At 43.8% G+C, this 21,934-nt stretch carries 17 protein-coding genes; 7 read left to right on the top strand and 10 right to left on the bottom strand.

Annotated elements, in window-relative coordinates; genetic code table 11:
* Positions 1–69: 69 nt before the first annotated feature.
* Both R7P80_RS05020 and fabV read left to right on the top strand, forming a co-directional pair.
* A complete protein-coding gene (locus tag R7P80_RS05020; RefSeq protein ID WP_225491454.1) occupies positions 70–2,352 on the top strand; it encodes an acyl-CoA dehydrogenase in 2,283 nt (760 codons plus the stop codon).
* Between the two features lie 174 nt (positions 2,353–2,526).
* Positions 2,527–3,729: an enoyl-ACP reductase FabV gene (fabV, locus tag R7P80_RS05025; RefSeq protein WP_213907849.1), complete on the top strand. Its 1,203-nt coding sequence runs from the start codon at positions 2,527–2,529 to the stop codon at positions 3,727–3,729.
* Positions 3,730–3,802: 73 nt separating this feature from the next.
* Here fabV and R7P80_RS05030 read toward each other — a convergent pair whose 3' ends face one another.
* Positions 3,803–5,485, bottom strand: a complete 1,683-nt coding sequence (locus R7P80_RS05030) for an aspartate:alanine antiporter (RefSeq protein ID WP_005378028.1) — start codon at positions 5,483–5,485, stop codon at positions 3,803–3,805.
* A gap of 175 nt (positions 5,486–5,660) precedes the next feature.
* Positions 5,661–5,927, bottom strand: a complete 267-nt coding sequence (locus R7P80_RS05035) for a GrxA family glutaredoxin (RefSeq protein ID WP_005378026.1) — start codon at positions 5,925–5,927, stop codon at positions 5,661–5,663.
* Between the two features lie 377 nt (positions 5,928–6,304).
* Here R7P80_RS05035 and R7P80_RS05040 point away from each other — a divergent pair, with 377 nt between their 5' ends.
* Entirely contained in the window at positions 6,305–7,549 is a 1,245-nt protein-coding gene (locus tag R7P80_RS05040) for an iron-containing alcohol dehydrogenase (RefSeq protein WP_225491453.1), read from the top strand.
* A gap of 76 nt (positions 7,550–7,625) precedes the next feature.
* On the opposite strand, the gene R7P80_RS05045 is transcribed toward R7P80_RS05040, so the two are convergent.
* From R7P80_RS05045 to R7P80_RS05065, 5 genes are all read right to left on the bottom strand, one after another.
* Positions 7,626–8,480, bottom strand: coding sequence for a MurR/RpiR family transcriptional regulator (locus R7P80_RS05045; RefSeq protein ID WP_005378021.1), 855 nt, complete (start codon positions 8,478–8,480; stop codon positions 7,626–7,628).
* Between the two features lie 311 nt (positions 8,481–8,791).
* Positions 8,792–10,438 (bottom strand): pyridoxal-dependent aspartate 1-decarboxylase PanP, encoded by a 1,647-nt coding sequence (panP, locus tag R7P80_RS05050; RefSeq protein WP_225491452.1) that lies wholly within the window; start codon positions 10,436–10,438, stop codon positions 8,792–8,794.
* 211 nt (positions 10,439–10,649) lie between these two features.
* Positions 10,650–11,162: a hypothetical protein gene (locus tag R7P80_RS05055; protein WP_225491451.1), complete on the bottom strand. Its 513-nt coding sequence runs from the start codon at positions 11,160–11,162 to the stop codon at positions 10,650–10,652.
* 208 nt (positions 11,163–11,370) lie between these two features.
* Complete coding sequence (locus R7P80_RS05060) at positions 11,371–12,276, bottom strand: lysine exporter LysO family protein (protein WP_005378011.1); 906 nt, start codon at positions 12,274–12,276, stop codon at positions 11,371–11,373.
* Positions 12,277–12,422: 146 nt separating this feature from the next.
* Entirely contained in the window at positions 12,423–13,343 is a 921-nt protein-coding gene (locus R7P80_RS05065; RefSeq protein WP_005378009.1) for an HDOD domain-containing protein, read from the bottom strand.
* A 369-nt stretch (positions 13,344–13,712) separates the two neighbouring features.
* Between R7P80_RS05065 and R7P80_RS05070 the strand changes: the two genes are divergently transcribed.
* On the top strand, positions 13,713–14,300 hold the full coding sequence (locus tag R7P80_RS05070; RefSeq protein WP_005378007.1) for a TfoX/Sxy family DNA transformation protein: 588 nt from the start codon (positions 13,713–13,715) through the stop codon (positions 14,298–14,300).
* A gap of 193 nt (positions 14,301–14,493) precedes the next feature.
* Here the strand turns inward: R7P80_RS05070 and R7P80_RS05075 are convergent, their stop codons facing one another.
* The 3 genes from R7P80_RS05075 to R7P80_RS05085 all read right to left on the bottom strand — a co-directional run bounded on the left by R7P80_RS05075 (position 14,494) and on the right by R7P80_RS05085 (position 17,768).
* Entirely contained in the window at positions 14,494–15,042 is a 549-nt protein-coding gene (locus R7P80_RS05075; RefSeq protein WP_005378006.1) for a hypothetical protein, read from the bottom strand.
* Positions 15,043–15,333: 291 nt separating this feature from the next.
* On the bottom strand, positions 15,334–15,831 hold the full coding sequence (locus R7P80_RS05080; protein WP_225491450.1) for a response regulator: 498 nt from the start codon (positions 15,829–15,831) through the stop codon (positions 15,334–15,336).
* A complete protein-coding gene (locus tag R7P80_RS05085; protein ID WP_025998638.1) occupies positions 15,828–17,768 on the bottom strand; it encodes an ATP-binding protein in 1,941 nt (646 codons plus the stop codon). The genes R7P80_RS05080 and R7P80_RS05085 overlap by 4 nt, the downstream gene beginning before the upstream one ends.
* 186 nt (positions 17,769–17,954) lie before the next feature.
* Between R7P80_RS05085 and R7P80_RS05090 the strand changes: the two genes are divergently transcribed.
* The 3 genes from R7P80_RS05090 (at position 17,955) to R7P80_RS05100 (ending at position 21,870) form a co-directional block, all read left to right on the top strand.
* Positions 17,955–19,223 (top strand): DUF945 family protein, encoded by a 1,269-nt coding sequence (locus R7P80_RS05090; protein WP_005389614.1) that lies wholly within the window; start codon positions 17,955–17,957, stop codon positions 19,221–19,223.
* A 137-nt stretch (positions 19,224–19,360) separates the two neighbouring features.
* Positions 19,361–20,455 carry a 3-phosphoserine/phosphohydroxythreonine transaminase gene (gene serC / locus R7P80_RS05095; RefSeq protein ID WP_031781349.1) on the top strand — a complete coding sequence of 365 codons (1,095 nt, stop codon included), beginning with the start codon at positions 19,361–19,363 and terminating at the stop codon, positions 20,453–20,455.
* Between the two features lie 83 nt (positions 20,456–20,538).
* Positions 20,539–21,870: a D-serine ammonia-lyase gene (locus R7P80_RS05100; protein ID WP_053349523.1), complete on the top strand. Its 1,332-nt coding sequence runs from the start codon at positions 20,539–20,541 to the stop codon at positions 21,868–21,870.
* The last annotated feature ends 64 nt before the right edge of the window (positions 21,871–21,934 follow it).

Raw genomic sequence — 21,934 nt, forward strand, 5'->3', positions numbered from 1 at the left:
CAAATAAGAAAGTTAAACCAATAATAAGATTATACCCCGAGCGGTTACGTGAACAAAAGGATCTGAACTATGAGCTCTCTACGAAGAAAATGGATTAGTGACCCGGCTTTTAAAGTGTTCAAAAAAGTATTGCCACCTCTGTCTAGCACCGAGAAAGAGGCGATGGAAGCGGGTAGTGTATGGTGGGATGCCGAACTATTCTCAGGCAAGCCAAACTTCACAACATTGCATCATTATTCAACGCCTACACTGACGGCAGAAGAGCAGTCATTTATGGATAATGAGCTTGAAACCCTGCTAGAAATGCTTGATGACCAGAAGATTGTCAAAGAAGACAGGGATTTACCGCCTGAAGTATGGGAGTACCTACGTAAAGAGCGATTTTTCTCTTTGATCATCTCGAAAGCATATGGTGGTCGTGAATTTTCCGCTTTGGCGAACTCAACCATTGTTTCTCGTATTGCGACTCGAAGTATCAGTACCGCAGTATCGGTAATGGTACCGAACTCTCTTGGTCCTGGTGAGCTGCTATCGCACTATGGTACGCAAGAGCAAAAAGATTACTGGTTGCCTCGTTTAGCTGATGGTACAGACATCCCTTGTTTCGCCCTAACTGGCCCTGAAGCGGGTTCTGATGCGGGTGGCATACCTGATCAAGGCGTAGTTTGTTACGGCACCCATGAAGGCAAAGAAGTGCTTGGCGTGCGAGTTAGTTGGAATAAACGCTACATCACGCTTGCGCCAGTTGCGACAGTGCTCGGGTTAGCATTTAAACTGCAAGATCCTGAAGGGCTACTTGGAGACAAGAAAGAGGTTGGCATTACATGTGCGTTGATTCCCGCTGACCATGAAGGTGTCGAGATAGGTGAACGCCATGATCCTCTGGGGTCTGCGTTCATGAATGGTCCAACTCGTGGTGAAGATGTCTTCATCCCTATGGACTGGTTGATCGGTGGCGCTGATTACGCAGGTAAAGGTTGGCGTATGCTGGTTGAGTGTCTTTCTGCGGGGCGTGGTATCTCTCTTCCAGCGCTTGGCACAGCGATTGGTCACCTTACTACACGTACAACAGGTGCTTATGCTTACGTGCGTAAACAGTTTGGAATGTCGATCGGTAAGTTTGAAGGTGTTGCAGAAGCAATGGGGCGCATTGGTGGTCTTACTTACCTACTAGAAGCGACGCGTACGCTAACGACGACTTCTCTCGATATGAAAGAAAAACCTGGGATTGTAACCGCGATTGCCAAGTACCACATGACGGAAATCGCGCGTACCATTCTAAATGATTCGTTTGATATCCATGCGGGTCGTGCGATTCAAGATGGCCCAATGAACTATCTTGCTAAACATTACCTTGGGGTCCCGGTTGCTATCACCGTTGAAGGCGCGAATATTCTGACTCGTAACCTGATGATTTTTGGTCAAGGTGCGACTCGATGTCACCCATATGTTCTAAAAGAAATGGAAGCCGCGGCGAATCCAGATTCTGAACAAGGTGCGGAAGAATTTGATAACTTACTCTTTAAACACATCAAGCACGCGCTCGGTAATACATTCGGTGCATTTGGTGCAGCACTAACTGGTTCTCGATTTGTTAACGCGCACATGAGTGGCCCAACGCAGCAATACTACAAAGACATTACTCGTCTCAGTCGTGCACTTGCAGTAAGTGCAGACTTTGCGATGTTAACCTTAGGTGGAGACTTGAAGCGTAAAGAAATGATCTCCGCACGTTTGGGTGATGGATTAAGCTATCTATACATGGCATCTGCTGCCTTGAAAAAGTATGAAGATGAAGGCCGTCAGCAAGGCGATCTAGACTTCGTTCATTACGCTGTTCAACACTGTTTGTATAACGCTTCTAAGTCATTAAATGAGGCTTACACCAACTTCCCTGTGAAATATGTTGGCGGTGTGCTTAAGGGGCTATTGTTCCCGCTTGGTAATCATTTCAATAAGCCAAGTGATGAGCTGTGTGTGAATTTGGCTGAAGCGATGATGACGCCAGGCGCGCAACGTGATCGCCTCACGCATCTGTGCTACATCGGAAAATCAGAGGATGACAGCGTAGGCTTAATGGAGAATGCATTCCTTGCAATGTACGACATTAAACCTTTGGAGCGTAAACTTATGAAGGCTGCGAAGGATGGTAAAGTGGCTCGTAAAGGTCTGCTACATGATCGTTTGCAGCAAGCATTTGAAGCAGGCGTGTTAACTGAACAAGAAATTGATCAAATCATGGCTGCAGATAAATTGCGCTACAAGGCGATTCAAGTTGACCACTTTAGTCATGACTTTTCTGAAGTGCGAACTCATAGCCCAAAAAAGTCGCAGTTGAATCCGGCGGCATAATAGACAACTAATGTTAAGAAAAGCACCTCAATGAGGTGCTTTTTTGTATTCTTGGGGAGTGGATGGTGGGATAGTGCTCCAACCACTTGCCTTTTAAGAGCATTTTTACAGAAATTAGATGCGAAATCCCAACGAAACTTTTATCCTAACAAGGTTTTTTAAAGGAAGTTGAATATGATCATCAAACCTAGAATTCGTGGATTTATCTGTACTACAACGCACCCTGTTGGTTGTGAAGCTAACGTAAAAGAACAAATTGCGTACACCAAAGCGCAAGGTCCAATCAAAAACGCACCTAAGCGTGTTCTTGTTGTTGGTGCATCAAGTGGCTACGGTCTATCTTCTCGTATCGCTGCGGCATTTGGTGGCGGTGCATCAACTATCGGTGTTTTCTTCGAAAAAGAAGGTACTGAGAAGAAACCAGGTACAGCAGGTTTTTACAATGCCGCTGCTTTTGAAAAGCTAGCGCGTGAAGAAGGTCTGTACGCAAAAAGCTTAAACGGCGACGCTTTCTCAAATGAAGCGAAACAGAAAACTATCGAGCTGATCAAAGAAGACTTAGGTCAAATCGATATGGTGGTTTACTCACTGGCATCTCCAGTACGTAAAATGCCAGAAACTGGTGAATTAGTTCGTTCATCTCTTAAACCTATCGGTGAAACTTACACATCAACGGCTGTTGATACCAACAAAGATGTGATCATCGAAGCTAGCGTTGAGCCTGCAACAGAAGAAGAAATCAAAGACACTGTCACTGTAATGGGCGGTGAAGATTGGGAACTTTGGATCAATGCGTTGTCTGATGCTGGTGTTCTTGCTGAAGGTTGTAAGACCGTCGCGTACAGCTACATTGGTACTGAGCTAACTTGGCCAATTTATTGGGATGGTGCACTAGGTAAAGCAAAAATGGACCTAGACCGTGCAGCGAAAGCGCTAAACGACAAGTTAGCAGCAACAGGCGGCAGTGCCAATGTTGCGGTACTTAAATCTGTTGTAACTCAGGCGAGTTCTGCAATTCCTGTTATGCCACTGTATATCGCAATGGTATTCAAGAAAATGCGCGAAGAAGGTGTGCACGAAGGCTGTATGGAACAAATCTACCGTATGTTCAGCCAACGTCTATACAAAGAAGACGGTAGCACGGCAGAAGTTGATGAGATGAACCGCCTACGTCTGGATGACTGGGAACTTCGTGACGACATTCAGCAGCACTGTCGTGAGCTATGGCCTCAAATTACGACTGAGAATCTAAAAGAGCTGACTGACTACGTTGAGTACAAAGAAGAGTTCTTGAAACTATTTGGTTTCGGCGTTGAAGGCGTAGATTACGAAGCGGATGTGAATCCAGCAGTTGAAGCAGACTTCATTCAAATCTAATCACAGACTAGATAACCAATAAACAAAAGGCGCTCATTGAGCGCCTTTTTGTATATCATAGTCAAAGTGAGTATTAACTTAGTATTATCAGAATCGTACCAGCTAGCGTCATTAAAATATTCGCAATCGCATAGGTACCCGCATAACCAAGGGCTGGGATGGTGGACTTAGCGTAGTCGTTAACGACATCCATAGCTGGAGCGCAAGTACGGGCGCCAATAATGGCACCGAAGAGCAGGGCACGGTTCATCTTGAGTACGTGTGCGCCAACTAAGTAAGCCAGAACTACAGGCACAACACTGACAATAAATGCCAAACCAATGACTTTTGGTCCTACTTGCGTTAGGTGCTCGAACATCTTTCCACCTGCACTTAGACCAATTCCCACCATAAAGAACATTAACCCTAGATCTTTGACCATATTCAGCGCCCCTTGTGGGACATAACCGAAAGTAGGGTGATTTGCTCGTAAGAAACCAAGCGTAATACCGGACAACAGAAGACCCACCGCATTACCCAAACTGAAAGACACCTGACCGAACGTCATTGTGATGAGGCCAAACAGAATACCCAAAATAAAGAAGCTACAAAAAGCGAGCAAATCGGCCATTTGACTGTGGATCGAGATGAAACCGATTTTTTCCGCCAGTCCATGTACTCGGCTTTTCTCGCCGCTCACTTGAAGGACGTCCCCTTTAGCGAGCACAATGTCTAAGTCCATAGGCATTTCAATCTGAGCGCGAACTACGCGGTTTAAGAAACAGCCAAACTCAGACAAATTCAAATCCGATAAACGCTTACCAGCGATAGCGTCACTTTTTACGACGATTTCTTCTTCAACGATGCGCAAATCAAGCAAGTTACGGTCGAATACTTCTTTACCATTACGGAAGCTAGGGTCTAAGCGAGCATGGCTGTCAGGGAAGCCAACCAGTGCAATTTCATCTCCCTCTTGCAAGATAGCATCACCATCTGGGTGGGCGAGAATACCATTGCGACGGATTCGTTCAATGTAACAGCCAGTTTGACGATAAATACCCAGTTCTCGCAAGTTTTTACCATCAGTCCAGTCAATTAGCTCTGGGCCCACTCGGTAAGCTCGAATAATGGGTAAATACACTTTTCTCTGGCTTGAATTTCCAAGGCCACGCTCTTGTGCGATTTGCTGCGCGGAATCAGAAAGGTTTTGTTTTTGCAGTTTTGGCAACAATTTAGCAAACATGATCATGCTAATTAAGCCGACCAGATAAGCCATCGCGTAGCCTACGGATAGATTTTCTAATACCAGAGAAAATTCCATATTCCGCGGTATAGTCGCAAGGCCAGAGTTAAGAGCATCTTGTGCACCAACCAGTACTGGCGTTGCGGTCAATGCGCCTGCCATCATACCGGCGGATAAGCCAAAATCGAGGCCGAAATAGTGACTCAAGCCATACGTTAAGCTGACCGCAGACACGAGAACAGTCATGCTTAAAATAAAATAATGCTTACCATCTCTGAAGAATATACCAAAAAAGTTTGGTCCAGCTTCAATGCCAACGCAGTAGATAAACAGCATAAAGCCAATGGTTAAAGCTTCTGCATTAAATGAGAAACCAAGGTGGCCCATTACCAAAGAGGTAATAAGAACGCCAATAGAGTTGCCTAATTGTAATTTGCCAAATCGAATTTTTCCGATGGCAAGGCCAATGGCTAATACGACGAAGATTAGAAGGATAGGGTTTTGCTCGAGAAGGTATACGACGTCTATGTTCACTGTGTGGCTCGGTAGAGTGTGTGCCAAAAAAGATTAAGAACTGTGAATTGTAACTAAATATAGCAAAAAGATAAGTGAATTTTTTTAGGTTTTACCATTAGTTGACTTAACGTAATAACCAGCTGAAAAATAATAAAAAAGCCGCATGAAGCGGCTTTTTTGGAAACAGTCTTTATTACTCGTCAAATAGACCTAGGTGCTCTTTCGCGTATGCTTCGAACTCGTCGCAGCCACCGATGTGCTCTTGGTCGATAAAGATCTGAGGAACGGTTTCAACTGGTTTACCAACTGTTTTCTCAAGATCTGCTTTAGAAATACCTTCAGCGTGAATATCAACGTAACGGTAGTTGAAGTCATCACGTTTTGCTTTTAGCGTTTCTGCGTGCTCTTTTGCACGAACACAGAAAGGACATGCAGGGCGACCAAAGATAACAACGAACATAATCTTATTTCTCCTAAATCTATTCTTTTTTGAAAGCGTACAAAACATAGCGGCTGAGTGCGCTTTCTTTTGTTGGAGTAACTATGCCCGATCCAGATACGGAAATAAAGCGGCAATTACCTCTTGGTTCTATAGGTGAAATCTATCGAATAAAAACTAAACGCGTGTTCTTATTTTACGGCTCTGAAGTATGTGAAGTGACGCATAAAAAACATACATTCTAAAGGGTTAATGATGGCAAGGTGGAATTGGTCAATTTTTTTTGTTTAAAAAAATAGCAATCTATTTTGGCTATACGCAAATAACTTCAACTCTAACATAAGTGTTAAATCAGAGGGCGAGAGGTTATTTGGGTATATTCTTTTGGGAGGGTGTGTATGTTTCAGTTTATGACTGCAACAAGGATTATATTTGGTGAAGGTGCACTTCAATCTTCATTATCCGTTATTAACCAATTTGGCTACAGTGTTTTGCTGGTTACTGGGCAGGATACCCAACGAGCCGCCCCCATTATCCAATATCTTAAAGCTCAAAATATGCGTTACCAGCACGTAGCTATCGTTGGTGAACCATACATCACGATGGTAGAAGAGACCGCAGTGCTCGGTAGAAAATTCCAACCTGATATGGTAGTTGCGATAGGTGGTGGCAGCGTCATCGATATGGGCAAAGCCTTAGCTGCCATTATTCCCAATCAAGGCAATGTTTACGATTACGTAGAAGTGGTAGGAAGAAGCGTCCCTTTAAAAGCAAAGCCTCTTCATTTTATTGCAATTCCTACGACAGCAAGCACCGGTTCAGAAGTGACCAGAAATGCTGTGCTGAAATCTGGACAAGATAAAGTGAAAGTGAGTCTTCGAAGCCCTGATATGCTCGCAGACGTTGCCATTGTAGACCCGACACTTACTTACGGGACCGACCAATACACATCTGGACGTGGCGCAATGGATGCGTTCACTCATTTAATGGAAGCGTATGTGTGTGGTGAGCCAAACCCTCTTACTGATATGGTCTGCGAAGAGGGGCTACGTCGTTTAAGCCGTTCAGTGATTGCCGCTTGTAAGCAAGATAATCATAAGGCGCGCTCTGATTTATCGTTCGCTGCATTGCTTGGTGGTATGGCGATTACTAATGCCAAATTAGGTGCCGCTCATGGGTTAGCATCGGCGTTAGGAGGCAAGTTAGACGCCCCCCATAGCGTTATTACGGCTCGCTTAGCTCCGCACGTGATGCAGGAGAACATTAACGCCGCTAAACTCGTGGGTAGGAATGATGTGATAAGTCGTTATCGCAAGCTGGCCCAATTAGTCACCGAGCGAGTAAACGCTAACGAACACGATGGAATTCTTTGGGTCAATATGGTGCTAGATAAGTTAGCGTTACCGCTACTGGCTCAATTTGGAGTATGCCAAACCTCTTTTGAGCAAGTGGCGAACGATGCGCTTAAGTCAATGGCAATCAAAGGGAATCCTTTACCTCTGAATCAGGAACGTTTGATTTACATATTGCAGCAAGTCTGTGATTGTAGTGGAGAGTGCGCAGCTGAGAGTGCACAACATGTCAGTTCTGTTGAAGTACTGGAATCAAGAACGGACTTATCGAGTGTCAACGACTTAGGGTGATTGCTCCCTTAGCAGCATTAAAACAAAAGGGGAGCCTTGAGCTCCCCTAGATAAAGTATTGACTAAGCTTTAGTGCTTAGTACTGGCTTAATTTGTCATAGCGACTGTCTTTCAACGCATCTTTTACGCGTTTTAGGTTCTCACGGAAACCTGTACCACGGCGAAGAGTGAAGCCAGTTGCTAGCACATCAATCACTGTCATTTGTACAACTCGGCTTGCCATTGGCATGTAAACGTCGGTATCTTCTGGAATATCGAGCGTGATGGCCAGCGAGCTTGCCTTTTCTAGAGGAGAATCCTTCGCTGTAATCGCAATAACCGTTGCGCCATTTTCACGAGCAAGGTTCGCTATTTCTACCTGACTCTTTGTTCGACCGGTATGAGAAATAAGAACCACAACATCATTATCACTGCAGTTGATACAACTCATGCGCTGCATAACAATATCTTCAAAACAAGTAATTGGAATATTAAAGCGAATAAACTTGTTTTGTGCGTCTCGGGCAACAGAAGATGATGCACCAAGGCCAAAGAATGAAATGCGCTTCGCTTGCGTTAGCAAATCGACCGCACGGTTCACTTGCATTGGATCTAGGCTATTTTTCGCGACATCTAAACACGCCATCGTCGATTCGAAAATCTTATGGGTGTACGCGTCTGGGCCATCGTCTTCTTCCACATTACGGTTAACGTAAGGGGTGCCGTTGGCTAGGCTCTGTGCCAAGTGAAGCTTAAAATCTGGAAAGCCCTTGGTGTCCAGACGACGACAGAAGCGGTTTACAGTGGGCTCACTAACGTCGGCCATTTTAGCCAGCGTTGCAATGCTTGAATGAATTGCAGTTTGTGGAGACGCCATAATTACTTCCGCAACTTTGCGCTCTGACTTACTGAAATTCTCCAGGTTTTTTTGAATTTTTTCTAATGTATTCATAGTGTTCACGAGGGTATAGAGAACAACTCGCTGGCTCTGCTAACGAAAGGAAACACGAAGATTCCGGAGTAGAGTGGGGCGTTAACGAAAACAACCAGCGCCATAGAATCAGTATAAACCTGATCTTCAATCAGTCTAAACCAATAACGGGTACTATTTAGTGAGAATTTGACAGGCCTCAAACAAAATGTTGTAAAAACTACAGAATTGGATGTGTAAACGAAGTTTTGTTGCGCTAGTCGCACGATAATGATGTTTGAGTTACATCAAAACGAAAAAAAATTTCAAATTGATGTAACTCGATCTGGCCGTTAAGACGATTGAATATCAACAACCAGCTGTTGAATTCTTTTCATCAAATTTGGTGCTTGCTTGGCGATTTCGCGTTGTTCATCAAGCACTGAGCTCAAAATTTCATTTGTGGTCAGTGGATTTGCCAAAACCACTCGAAACACTATCGTATTCATGCGTTGCCATTGGTCTGGGTTCAGTCTTGTACGTGAAACGAACGATTTGCCCGTTTCGCGCTGACGCTTTTGAATAAACTGTGTTAACTCATTGATCAGCTCATTCAGTTGTTCTTTTTGTGAGCCTTCTGCTTGTGCTAATGCTTCACGGATGAATGGCGGCAAATAACGGTATGTGAGCAGACAAAGCTCTGGTTCAGAAACTAACTCGAAATCATCTTGCTGTTTGATTAAATCCGCAAAGTATCGAGCTTTTTCAATGCTTTGGTCAATCAGAAGCTCGTAACCTGGGCGACTTATGATGTGCATTGCGGCGTAGACCAACATCGCCATGCCCGAACGTGAGCCTTCTAGTGTATGGCTGCCTAGGTCTTTTGAACCTTTGCGCAATATATATTGAGCGTGATGCTCTATGGATTTCATTGCGTCAGGGTCTTTGAACAGAACCATACCAGCGCCCATCGGGATATAGAGCTGCTTGTGTGCATCAATAGTTACTGAGTCTGCCATTTCCACACCTTTAAGAAGATGACGGTGATGGTTAGACATAAGTGTTGCGCCACCCCATGCGGCATCCACATGGAAGTGACAGCCGTGGGCTTGGCAGACTTCAGCGATTTCAGGCAATGGATCAACATTACCTGTCTCTGTTGTGCCAGCCACACCAATAACAGCAATAGGTTTGATGTTTTGTTTTTCGAGCTCAACAATTTTCGCTTTAAGGTCGTCGACAATAATACGGTTGTTGGCATCGGTTTTAACCGCAACCAAGCCCTCTTGGCCTAGCCCTAATACATCGGCTGCTTTCTTAAGGGAGTAGTGACCACGCTCAGACACTAGCACCGCTAAGCCATCATAGCCATAGTGCTTCATGGCTTTAAAAAGGCCTTCCTTTTCAACGCCTTTAAATGAGCCATTGGCTCTTAACGCTTTGTTACGTGCTACCCAAAGCGCAGTGATATTGGCAATGGTGCCGCCGGAACAAAATGCGCCTAATGAGTGGTTTGCACTGTGCATCCACTGATTGTAAAACGTATCATTCTGACCATATATCAAGCGATGCAGCATACCCAAAACTTGACGCTCAAGTGGCGTAAAGGCTTTGGAAGTCTCTATTTTTACCAGGTTTTGGTTTAAGGCGATCATGATCTTTGACAGTGGCATCAAGAAATAAGGCAGTGCCGATGTCATATGACCAATGAAGCTTGGTGAAGATGTGTGAACTGAGTGCGACACCAAAGTGTCGAGTAAGTGCTCTGTATGATCTGACACGAACTCTGGCTGCTCAGGAATCTGAGCAGAAGAAAAGTCTTTTTCGATTTCGCGTAAAGGCTTTTCTTCTGCCACGATGTGTTCACGAAGAAATTGATTTAGATTTCGCGAGAGGCTCTCGTCAATTTTAGTTAACGTTGAGTCCGGACCTTCTGGGACAGTGAAGATCTTTAGCAAGCTCTCAAAGCTAACATCAGCGGTTTTTTGTTCCTTAACCATAGCAAAGAATCTTTGTAGTTATTTTGGTAATGCGAGCGGCACAATCTAAACTAAAACGGGCGCAAAGTCCCGTTTTAATTGTTGAAACCCAAGTTGTAGAAATGAAAATTTTAGGTGAAGGTTACGATATTCACATTAAAAAATTCTAGATTGAGTACGTTAAAACATTCTAGTGTTTTTGAATGCTAATCAACGACTAATGCGAGCAACCTTAGTCACATTTCTGCTTTTCAATCTTTTCTATTGACTGATTGTACTTATTAAGTGCGGTATCAATTTGTTGGGGATGACTAAGCAGATCAGCGAATGCTGAACGAAGCTCGTAGTTTTTGGGGTGGTTAGTTGATTGACGGTCGCTAAATGTCTGTTTTGCAACTTCACCTAACTTATCGCTTCGGGTCGCTAACTGCTTAACGTCATGTTGCTCTAGTTTTAACCATGCTTCGATTGGCTGTTCCGTCGCAACGCGGCTAGGGTCGCTCTCTAGAAAGTAGTGAACCGCTTCGCGGTTTAATTCAAAGTGATGTTTACGTCCATCCAAGAACCATTGACTCACTTCTTTCAGATCTGGATATTGGGTAACCGTCAAATCAACAAGATCTTGATACCACTGTAGTGAGGCATCGACGTAGCCATCGTATTTGCTAGCAAGACATTGTTGATCTGCGGCAAGCGTAAAAGTTGAGCTTGTAGCGAGGAGCGCTGCAACGACAAAGCGTTTCATTCTTCTTCCTTCTGGTTGTTATCCCTTTATTAACGCAATGCACATCAGTTGATGTTTCTCCCTTCTTTCTATTTGGTCGTGACAAATCGTTGGGCTGAATGACGAAAAGAAAGAGGGGTCTTGCCAAAAAATATTGACCACTTTGACGTTAACTGGGTATTTAAATTTTTGCCGTATTGTAATGGATGTTAAAGCGAAAACCTGAGATCTAGCTAGCAAGTGATACAAAGAAAAGCATCATAACTGGTACCAATAAACTCAAAATAAAGCCGCTAACGATAGCAACAGGAACACAACGCACACCACCGGTAGTTTGAATAACGGGTAGGGTGAAGTCCATTGCTGTTGCACCGGCATAACCAATTGCGGTGCACGGATAGCTACGAATAAAGAGAGGAATGGCAACCAGTGCGACTAACTCTCTCATCAATTCAATCAAGAACGACGCGCCACCAAATACCGGACCAAAAGCGTCACCCATTAAAATACCTGCGAGTGAATACCAGCCAAAACCTGAAGCCATTGCGAGTGCTTGATAAAGAGGAAGATCCAAAAGCACCGCTGCAAGAACGCCACCAAGCATACATGTTGCGATGACAACAGCCGCAATGGCCATTCCTTGTTTATTTAATAGGATTTGACGCAGAGTAAGTCCACTATTGCGCAGCTGAATACCAATAAAAAATAGAAGTAGAAAGAGTATCCATTCGCTTGCTGTATCTACCCAACTCAAATCAATGGGTAACAGCAGGCCAACCACTAACCCTCCGCCAACGACCACGATAAGCTTAACTGACTCTAAAGCCATCGAAGATAACGGTAGCTTCTTTTGATTCTGATTGGTCTGGAGTGGAATAATTTTATCAATAATAGGCAGAGCCAACAGGTTGCAGGCACTTAGACACAAAAAAAACGTACTCGCATAGAGGAGAATACTTTGTAAGTTGCTGCTTAAATTATCGAGCGCCGCCAAACTAAGACCCATCAACGACAAAATGACGTAAATAAGGTAGGACGTTGACTGATTGATCTTCTCCAATAACGAAGATCGAGATATAGGAATTAGATACCCCACCACAAGCGGAGCGAAAATAAATAGCATCCCTGAGAACATAAAGCTCAATGATTCCTTTTTGAGATAACATCAACACGCATAAATCAAATTATCTATCGGTTGAAATTAGAGACATTTCACCACACACAGCTCAGCCTTGAGCGAATCGTTTTATCGCGGATAAGGTATTATCAGAAAGCGATAAATTACAAACCGCTAGCATTGAGTACAGCACGGATTTGATCATTGAAGTCAGTATCACTCATGTTACTAAGTTCATACAAGACTTCTGCACCAGTTAAGTTGAATTCAACTTCATGTTCGTCAATGCGTTCATCGTGATTGCGGAACATCAATAAATGATGCGCAATTCTAGCGATGTCGAGATAACTCACTTCTGGTCGCGTTAACTCGTATTTTTCGTTTGAGGATACTTCTCTGAAGTCGTTGTCAAACCCCCAACGCTCAAGTACCAGTTTACTTGTGGCAGAACAACGTGTTTGGAAGATCTGCAATGCAATATCTGGGTCTAAGTAATTGCCCCTATCTAAGTACAAGTGGTACTCATTAATTAGGCAAAATAACCCAATATCGGCTAATAGACCGACCAATAACGCCTTTTCTTGCTCTAGATGACCATAAGTGCCTGGCTCGTGGCTACGAAACGATTGAACCAACATCACCATGACGGCACCGAGCTCACGCGATATCGCTGCACTCTTCACCAAGATGGCATTGCATTCTTTAGTGAGATTAACTGAGTGTTTAAGTTGCTCGATCGCTTGTGCGGTAACAATATCACGTACACGAAGTATTCCGAGACGAGATACCGCTGTAGTTAAGTCGTTGCAGGTGATATTTCTGCGATTGAAAATCACAGAGTTAGCGACTCGTAAAACGACCGCTGCTAATCCGGGATCTTCCAATAAACAGTTAGCAACATCGGCAATCGTGGTGTGTTCTTCGACACATAACTGCTGAATTTTAAGCACGACATCAGGAATAGGAGGTAACGAAATCTTACCCGTGGCGATGGACTGTTCTACCAGCTGAGCAAACTCGGATTCCAGTGCGTTTATAAGCTTATCTTTATTATTTGGCAGCCAAAAAAATGATAAATGTTCCATTGTGACGCTGTACTTGAGATCTTTCGTACAGTGTACCCTTACAGCGTATTCTTTATCAATTAAATGCGTATTATGTGCCCGTAATTGCCAGCGAGATCATAATGATGGCGTGTTTTAGGCATGCTATGCGTCAAAAAAATATCACCACACAAACAATAAGTGTGAAACTAATCACGTATGCAGAATTTATACTTTTTTATATGTGACCTATGTCCTAACTTATTTTTCAACGTTAAGTATGATTAAGCAAGTTGGTGAGCACAACTCACAAAAATATCGCCAACAAATCGACATTTATAATTCGCTATAAGCTGCTGTTTATCTGGTGACATCGCTAATCGGGGTAATTTATTCAGATTAAAGAGGTCAATGGACATGACAGACCAAGCTTTTTTTAAATATGTACGCACCTTCAGTGAGTACCAAAAACGTTCTATGTTCGGTGGTATTGGTTTATTCACCGATGATGCTATGTTTGCGCTTGTCAGCAATGATTGCTGCTACTTACGTGGTGGTAATGGGCTAGATGAAGTGTTTACTCAACTGAGCTGTGAGAAGTATAAGCACGTCAAAAAACAGACGACGGCAACCGTAAATTATTATGATGTAACCGATTTATTCGAATCCGGATATGTAGGGCTTGATGAACTGGTACAGAAATCAATTGAATACTCAATTAAGGAACGGAAATATCAAAAGTCCTCTGCCAGTAGACGCTTAAGAGACTTACCCAACATGCAACTAACCCTTGAACGTATGGTCAAGAAAGCCGGTGTTGATGACGTAGAAACCTTTTTAGAACTTGGACCTGTAAAAGTCTTCAACAAAGTTAAAACGGCTTACGGTAATGATGTTGATGTAAAGCTACTGTGGAAATTTGCTGGTGCAACTGATGGCGTACATTGGAAACTGATCCAAGAGCCGCGTAAAAAACAGTTATTGGCACTGTGTGACTAAGCGAAGCTGATCGCACAATGATTGACTCGTTTCGATGGAGTTAGCGGGTCGTAAAGGCAAGTGTGAAAAGCGGAAAAAGGACGTTGAAGTTTTTTACCACTTCATTGAGTTAGTCATTAAATTAGACAAAAAAACCGAGGCAGAGACCTCGGTTTTTGTTTTTTTAATTTGCTCTTTTCTTATAGCACAAATCTTAAAACTTAAAACGCGTAGTGAACATTACCTGATCACCGTAAAAATCGTTGATACGTGCTTCAGCACCCAAAGAGAAAAGCTCTGTTGAGTGGAATCGAGCGTAGGCAGAGCCAGTCCAATCGTCATCGTTATCGATAGAAACGTAGCCGACTTTGCCGCCTACTTCTAATTGAGGGCCCAACCATTGGCGAACACCTAAGTTAAGCTCCATACCAACATCTGTGCTGCTCTCATTCGAAGGTTGCACAACGCGCATTAGCATTTCACCAGTAAGATCTGCCCAGTTGTTTAGCGGAGAATGGAAGCCAAAGCCTGCAGCTGAGTCAAAATCACTTTCAAACTCAGAGTCAATACGAGCAATAACATGCGCGTTCGGGTGAATTGATTTGCTGAATCCAGCACCAAATGTCACAGGACTTGCGCCAATACGTGCTTCGAAATAGTCGTAGCTAAAGTTGCTCATAGTTGCTGGCGCATTGCGATCGTTTGCAGCTAGGGCATGGCTTGATGCCACTAGTAAGGCAGCGGCTAATAGTGTTTTACGCATAACTAACGATAAACCTTGTTCATTATTTCCATGGATTCAAGCAACCACTTGAACCGTAATCTGATTTGTCCGACATCATAATAAAAAGGAAGGTCCACGACCAACAAAAATGTGTCGATGTTTTGTCAATTAACTTAATAGTTCCTTGGTTTAAGCAAAAACTACGCCATATACGTAGTGTCCGAGAATTTCACTCGGACAAGTAACGATGTTTTTCTAACCTCATTCGACTATGCGAGGTTAGGTGGTGCAATGAGCATCGTTGAGTTCAAGTTAGAACCAAACACTTTATTACTCGCCAAAGCTTGCTCTTCTTTCTGCCATGGCGTTGAGGATTGCCTCAGAATCAAGGATTTGAGTCCAGGATAGCAGGTTATCATCATTCTCAATCACAAACGCGGTAAGCTGAGACACGATTGCTTTTCTCAATGCTTCACCTTTCCAAGGTTTGGCAATGTAATAATCGAGACTCGCGTTATTTACGGCTTCTACGGTGTCTTCCAAACCAGCTTGTCCTGTGAGTAAAACTTTGCGCGCTGCTTTTGTGTCACCATTTTGACTGAGTTCGATTAAGAAGCTGATCCCAGTTTGTTCCGGCATAATGTGGTCACATAAAATGAGCGCAAGCTGAACTTCTTCTTCCGCCATCTCCTCAATCACTTGCCGAGCTTCAGTCACCGATTCCGCTCCTTCGACGACAAAGTTCTCCTCGAAGGAAGCAAGATCTTGGAGCACGCTATCCAAGACTTCTCGTTCGTCATCGACACATAAAATTAGATACTTGGTCATGTTTCATCTCCTTCTTCGATGACTGGTAACCAGACGGTCATTCGTGTGAACTGGCCGATCTCTGATTCGACGTCAATCCACCCTCTGTGTGCTGTTACGATTTGCTGGCAGATGGACAGCCCGATGCCTAAGCCAAAATTACCTTCTTTTTTTGTGGTGAAGTTCAGCTCGAAAATGGCGTCTCTTTGCGATTCAGGAATGCCACATCCATTATCTTCAAATGAGATAACGGCATAATGTGTGTGCTCTTTTTCTACAAGGCGTGTTTGTATGTTTAACACACCTTTCTCTGGAAATGCGTCAATGGCGTTAGAGACCAAGTTCGTCCACACCTGTTGGAGTGCGATCGGTTGACAAAGGATGGAAGGCAAGTTTGCATAGTCGGTTGAAACTTGGTGCATTTTTAATTTGTTCTCGAAAATCACCAAGGTGTCTTCAATGCCCTCATGAATATCGGCATAGTGCAGGGTCTCATCATCTGACCGAGCATATCCTTTCAGGCTTTTTACCATATCAGCAATTCGTGCTGCACAGACATTAATTGAGCGAAGTGTAGAACCTGCTTTGTGGTATTGCTCTAGTGTATTGAGAGCATGATAAGACGCTTGCTGCTTTCTCGTTAGTTGGGTAAGTAGCTCGTGATCGGATTCTAAACCAAGGCTCACCACTTTCTTTGCCAACGCTCGGTCTGGAAGAGTATGGCTAAGCGCTTTTACGCGTGATCTGAGCTCGGCGGTTGAAGCGGGTTTTGAGGTTTGCGCTTTGTTCAGTAATTCAATGCCTTTGGTTTGTATATCGGAACTGGGCGCATCGTTAAGTAATCGTTCTAGCGTATGCGTTAAATTCTCTACGCCCCTCAATATCGCGGCTACTGGATTGTTTAGTTCGTGGGCTACTCCCGCAACCAATTGACCAAGCATCGCCATTTTTTCTCTTTCAATGAGCTGCTGGTGGGCTGATTCTAAAGATTCGAGCGTTTTTTGAAGTTGCAGTTTGGTGTTGATGCTTCTTTGCAATCGGCGGTTGAAGTGGCGTAAAAGCAAGTTTGTAAAAAGAGGCAGTAAGTTTGAGTCGCTTTGCATCACTTTATTGAATACGTTGCGATCGAGTTTGATAACTTCTGTTTTGGTTAGTGTTAGAGCTGTCGAGAAAGAACATTCCCCAGTAACAAACGACATGCCTCCGACAATATTCCCTTTGTTATGGCGTACAACCTCTCGCTGCATGCCTTGCTCATCGCGCTTGTACAGAGCCACTTCACCTTCGGTGATAAACCACAAAAAGCAATTTGGCTCGCCTTCCACGGTTAATAAGTGTTCAGGTGAGTATGTACGGCAAGCTCTTGTTTCGTCATTATCTTTGAAAAATTGCTGGAGAGCGGAGATCACTTGCTCGGCTAACTCGGCATCAGACATCGAGTGGTAGTCGTGTAAGAATCCGGCTTGATAATGGCTCATCTGGTTATTGATGTGCGCTCGCAACAAGCTGTGATGATCCAATATCTGACTGTAACTTAGCAGGTCTTCTTTGCCATTTCGCAAGATAAATTGGGTCAGCTCTTTTTGCACTGTGTTAAATAAGACGTGATCTGGCAAAGGTTTAGTGAGGCAGTGGTCGAGCCTGCCCTCATTAACGGCAGTGAGAATTGCCTCTATATCAGACGAGCAGCTAATAAGAATTTTTCTTGCTTGCTCGGTATGTGGCATCCGGTCTAAACCAATAAGAAAATCCACGCCGTTAAAATGAGCGTGATGGCTCGCTATAACTAAAGCAACAGTCTGTTCTCTTTCTTCTAGATACTCTAAAGCGCTTTGAGCCTCTTCTATCGATTCGACAGAAAAAATATCAAACTTACTTGAGAAGGCAGACAGCTCCAATCGAAACTGTTCAGCACTGATTGGGTTGTTGTCGAGACACAACACAGCATAACGATTCACAGATGTTTTAGCTCCGGTTAAAACTTCGCCACGCAAACTTTAACAATAAAAGGACATGATGAGTGGGAGCCAAGTATGATTCCTGATTAATGGACTAGAATAAGCATCAATAGTCTGATTTGTCTCAATGTTTTCTCCGCAGGTGGTTTGGGGTAGACTGACCGAAAATATCTAATAAGTGACGTTATGCAAAATCTTAAAAAAATCGGCGCCATTGGTGGTGCTATCTCATTAGCACTGTGTTGGCCATTGGCTGTCGGACAAATTGGTCAGTCCATCATTGAAGATGGTATTACCAATATGAATGATGAAATGATTAAAGGCGAAGTGGTCGAGTATCAGCGTGGCTATTTGTCTTCAGTCGTGCTGACTCGTTATTCAGTTGTTGATCCTGAGCTTAAAACGCAGTTAGAGCGTGATGGTATGCCAACGACGTTTGACGTAACCAGTGATGTTAGCCACGGTCTAACAAGCCTAACAGCAGATTCAAAATTGGTGGACAATGACTTTTTGCCTCTCACGATGCATAGCCAGACTCAACTAAATGGCAATACAGCATTTATCCTCGACCTAGACAGTTGGCATTATCGTAACGAAGCGCAAGGCGTTTCTGTTTCTACAAGCCCTGCAAAAGTAACAGGTGATGTGACGGTATTGGGTGATCTCAATTACCAAGTTTCCGTTCCTTCTGTTCAAGTGGATTTTGAAAACGGTGAAGAGCTTCATCTGAATGCATTGACAGGGCAAGGTAAAGGAAAGCAAGCAAAAGGCTACTGGTTAGGCGAGCAATCTTTCTCTCTAGAGAAGCTAGATGTGGTTGATGCGAACTTAACGCCTGTCTTTTTGATTGAAAATGCGAGCTACCGTGGTAACACTACGATGAGTGAGTCTGGTGATAAGCTGAACAGTCAATTAAACCTAGATGCTAAGAAACTACGTTTAACTGATGGGACGGATGTCGATAACTTTAAGTTGGATTTCTCAATTGCAGATGTGGATAGCCAGTCTTTTGATCAAATTATGTCTATCTATCAAAGCTCTCCTATGTTAGATGAGCAGGAAATTGCGAATTTATTGCCGCATGTCGATACGCTGTTTAGCAAAGGTTTTGATTTATCCGTGAACGAGCTTTCACTCGCGTTCGGTGACGGCAAGTTCCACAATGAGTGGCAACTATCCATCCCTGAAGGTACTGAGCATATTACTCAAGATCCAATGAAGTTGGTGACGGCCACTACTGGTGAACTTAGCACTTACTTCTCTGATGAATTAGTAACGCATTACCCATTTATTCAAGAAGGGATTGATGAGCTCCTTATTATGGAGTTGATCGAAAAAGTAGAGGGCGGTTATCAATTAAAAGCAGAAATTGGTGAAGGCAAATTGAAGTTCGAAAATGGGCATGAGTTCCCATTGGTGGCTCTACTTATGCCTGCTTTGATGCAACAACAGTAATTCGTGTTGTTGCGAATTTGTTCCAATTCAACGCTTAGTCTTTAAAAAGAGGTCGTAAGACCTCTTTTCTTGTTTTTATCACTGCGAAAACGTGATATTAATTTCGTAATATTTACATAGCAGGAGCAATGAGCATCATGGAACAAAATACGGACAACGTATTTAACTTCAGTGCAGGGCCAGCAGGTCTGCCTAAAGCAGTTATGCAGCAAGCACAAAAGGAACTAATCGATTGGCAAGGTCTTGGCACTTCGGTCATGGAAATCAGCCACCGAAGCAAAGAGTTCATCAAAGTTGCAGAAGAAGCCGAGCAGGATTTACGTGATCTTCTGAATATTCCGGACAACTATAAAGTGCTGTTCTGCCAAGGTGGTGCTCGTGCTCAGTTTGCTGCTGTTCCTCTAAACTTACTTGGTGATGCCGATACGGCAACTTACATCGATGGTGGTTATTGGGCTGAAAGCGCGGTAGCTGAAGCGAAAAAATACTGCGAACCAGACGTGTTTGATGCAAAAACAGAAATCAACGGGAAAGTCGCGGTTCTACCTGCAAGTGAATGGAAAATTGCTCCAGAAGCGGCTTACGTTCACTTCTGTCCAAATGAGACCATTGATGGTATTGAGATTAACGATCTTCCTATCACCGACAAACCGATTGTTGCTGACATGTCTTCGACAATTCTTTCTCGTGAGATCGATGTGTCTAAATACGGTGTGATTTACGCGGGCGCTCAGAAAAATATTGGTCCTTCCGGCATTGCTATTGCTATCGTGCGCGATGATTTATTAGGTATGGCGAAGCAGGTTCTACCAAGTATCTTGGATTACACTGTTTTGGCAGAAAAAGAATCAATGTTCAACACGCCACCAACCTTTGCATGGTACCTGTCTGGTCTTGTTTTCAAATGGCTGAAGGCACAGGGCGGAGTAAAAGCGATTGAGCAAGTGAACCGCGCTAAAGCCGCGCTACTGTATGATTACATCGATCAGTCTGATTTCTACCGTAATGGCGTGCACTCAGCGAACCGTTCTTTGATGAACGTTCCATTTCAACTTGCTAAGCCTGAACTGGATGCAACCTTCCTTGAGTTAGCAGACTCTAAAGGGCTGAAAGCGCTAAAAGGTCACCGAGCAGTTGGTGGTATGCGAGCATCCATTTATAACGCAATGCCGCTAGAAGGCGTTCAAGCGTTAGTAGACTTCATGCAAGAGTTTGAGAAAAACTACGCGTAAGCTCAAACTGATAGTTGTTCTCCAAAGCGTCGCTATTGCGGCGCTTTTGTTTATCTCAACTCACATCATTCCAGGAAGGTAAAATGACCAAGGCAAATATTGAAGCGCTGACTAAGCAGTTCCCACTCTTGGCTGCACTTATTGATCTTGAAGAGGTTTGTTGGTTCAACCCCCATATCACTTCCTTGGAGGAAGGCTTACCTCATGTCGGGTTAGATGAAAAAGATATTCAAGCGGCGAGTGAACGGCTAACACGATTTGCGCCTTATTTGATGAAAGCGTTTCCCGAAACGGAAACGTCGCGTGGCGTTATTGAGTCCGCAGTGGTGGATATTCCCAATATGAAAGTGCGTTTGGAGCAGCAATACGACACGCCAATATTGGGCCATTTAATGCTCAAAAAAGACAGTCATTTGCCAATTTCTGGTTCGATCAAAGCGAGAGGTGGTATTTATGAAGTGCTCACTCATGCAGAAAAGTTGGCGTTTGATGCCGGCTTGCTCTGTGAAAGCGATGATTACAGCAAATTGTTCAGCAATGAGTTTCGGCAGTTTTTTAAGCAGTACAGTATTGCGGTTGGCTCAACCGGCAATCTTGGTATGTCCATCGGCATCATGAGTGCGAAGCTGGGTTTTTCAGTTTCAGTCCACATGTCTGCGGATGCGCGGGAATGGAAGAAAAATAAGCTCCGGTCACATGGTGTTAATGTCGTAGAGCACCAAGAAGATTATGGTATTGCTGTCGAGCAAGGTCGTAAAGAGGCAGAAAAAGATCCCAACTGTTTCTTTATCGATGATGAAAACTCACGGACGCTGTTTCTAGGTTACTCTGTTGCGGGTGAGCGTCTTAAGCAGCAATTTGATGACTTGGGAATCGTGGTTGATGAGCATCATCCATTGTTTGTTTATCTTCCTTGTGGTGTTGGCGGCGGGCCTGGTGGCGTGGCATTTGGCTTGAAGGTAGCATTTGGCGAGCATGTCCACTGTATTTTCGCAGAGCCAACGCACTCACCGTGCATGCTGTTGGGCGTACATACAGGCTTGCATGACGATATTTCGGTACAAGATTTGGGTATCGATAACATCACCGCCGCTGATGGTTTGGCAGTCGGGCGTGCCTCGGGATTTGTCGGAAGAGCGATGGAAAGGCTACTTGATGGTTTTTACACCATTGATGACGCTCGTATGTATCACCACTTGGGTGAGTTAAGTGAACTGGAAGGTATTAATCTAGAGCCTTCTGCATTAGCCGGTATGATTGGGGCAGTGCACGTCTCGAATAACCATGCTTACCAGTCTCGAATGAAATTTGACGAAGAAAAACTCAAAAACGCAACACATCTTGTTTGGGCAACAGGTGGGGGCATGGTTCCGGAAGATGAAATGGCGGCTTATCTCAAAAAATCTGGTCGGTAAATCAGCACTGTATACGTGCTTAATTAGGTAACTAATAATACAGGAATAACAAAAGGGCTCATCA

The organism is Vibrio sp. 2092 (assembly GCF_033339635.1).
In the GTDB taxonomy this organism is placed as follows: domain Bacteria; phylum Pseudomonadota; class Gammaproteobacteria; order Enterobacterales; family Vibrionaceae; genus Vibrio; species Vibrio alginolyticus.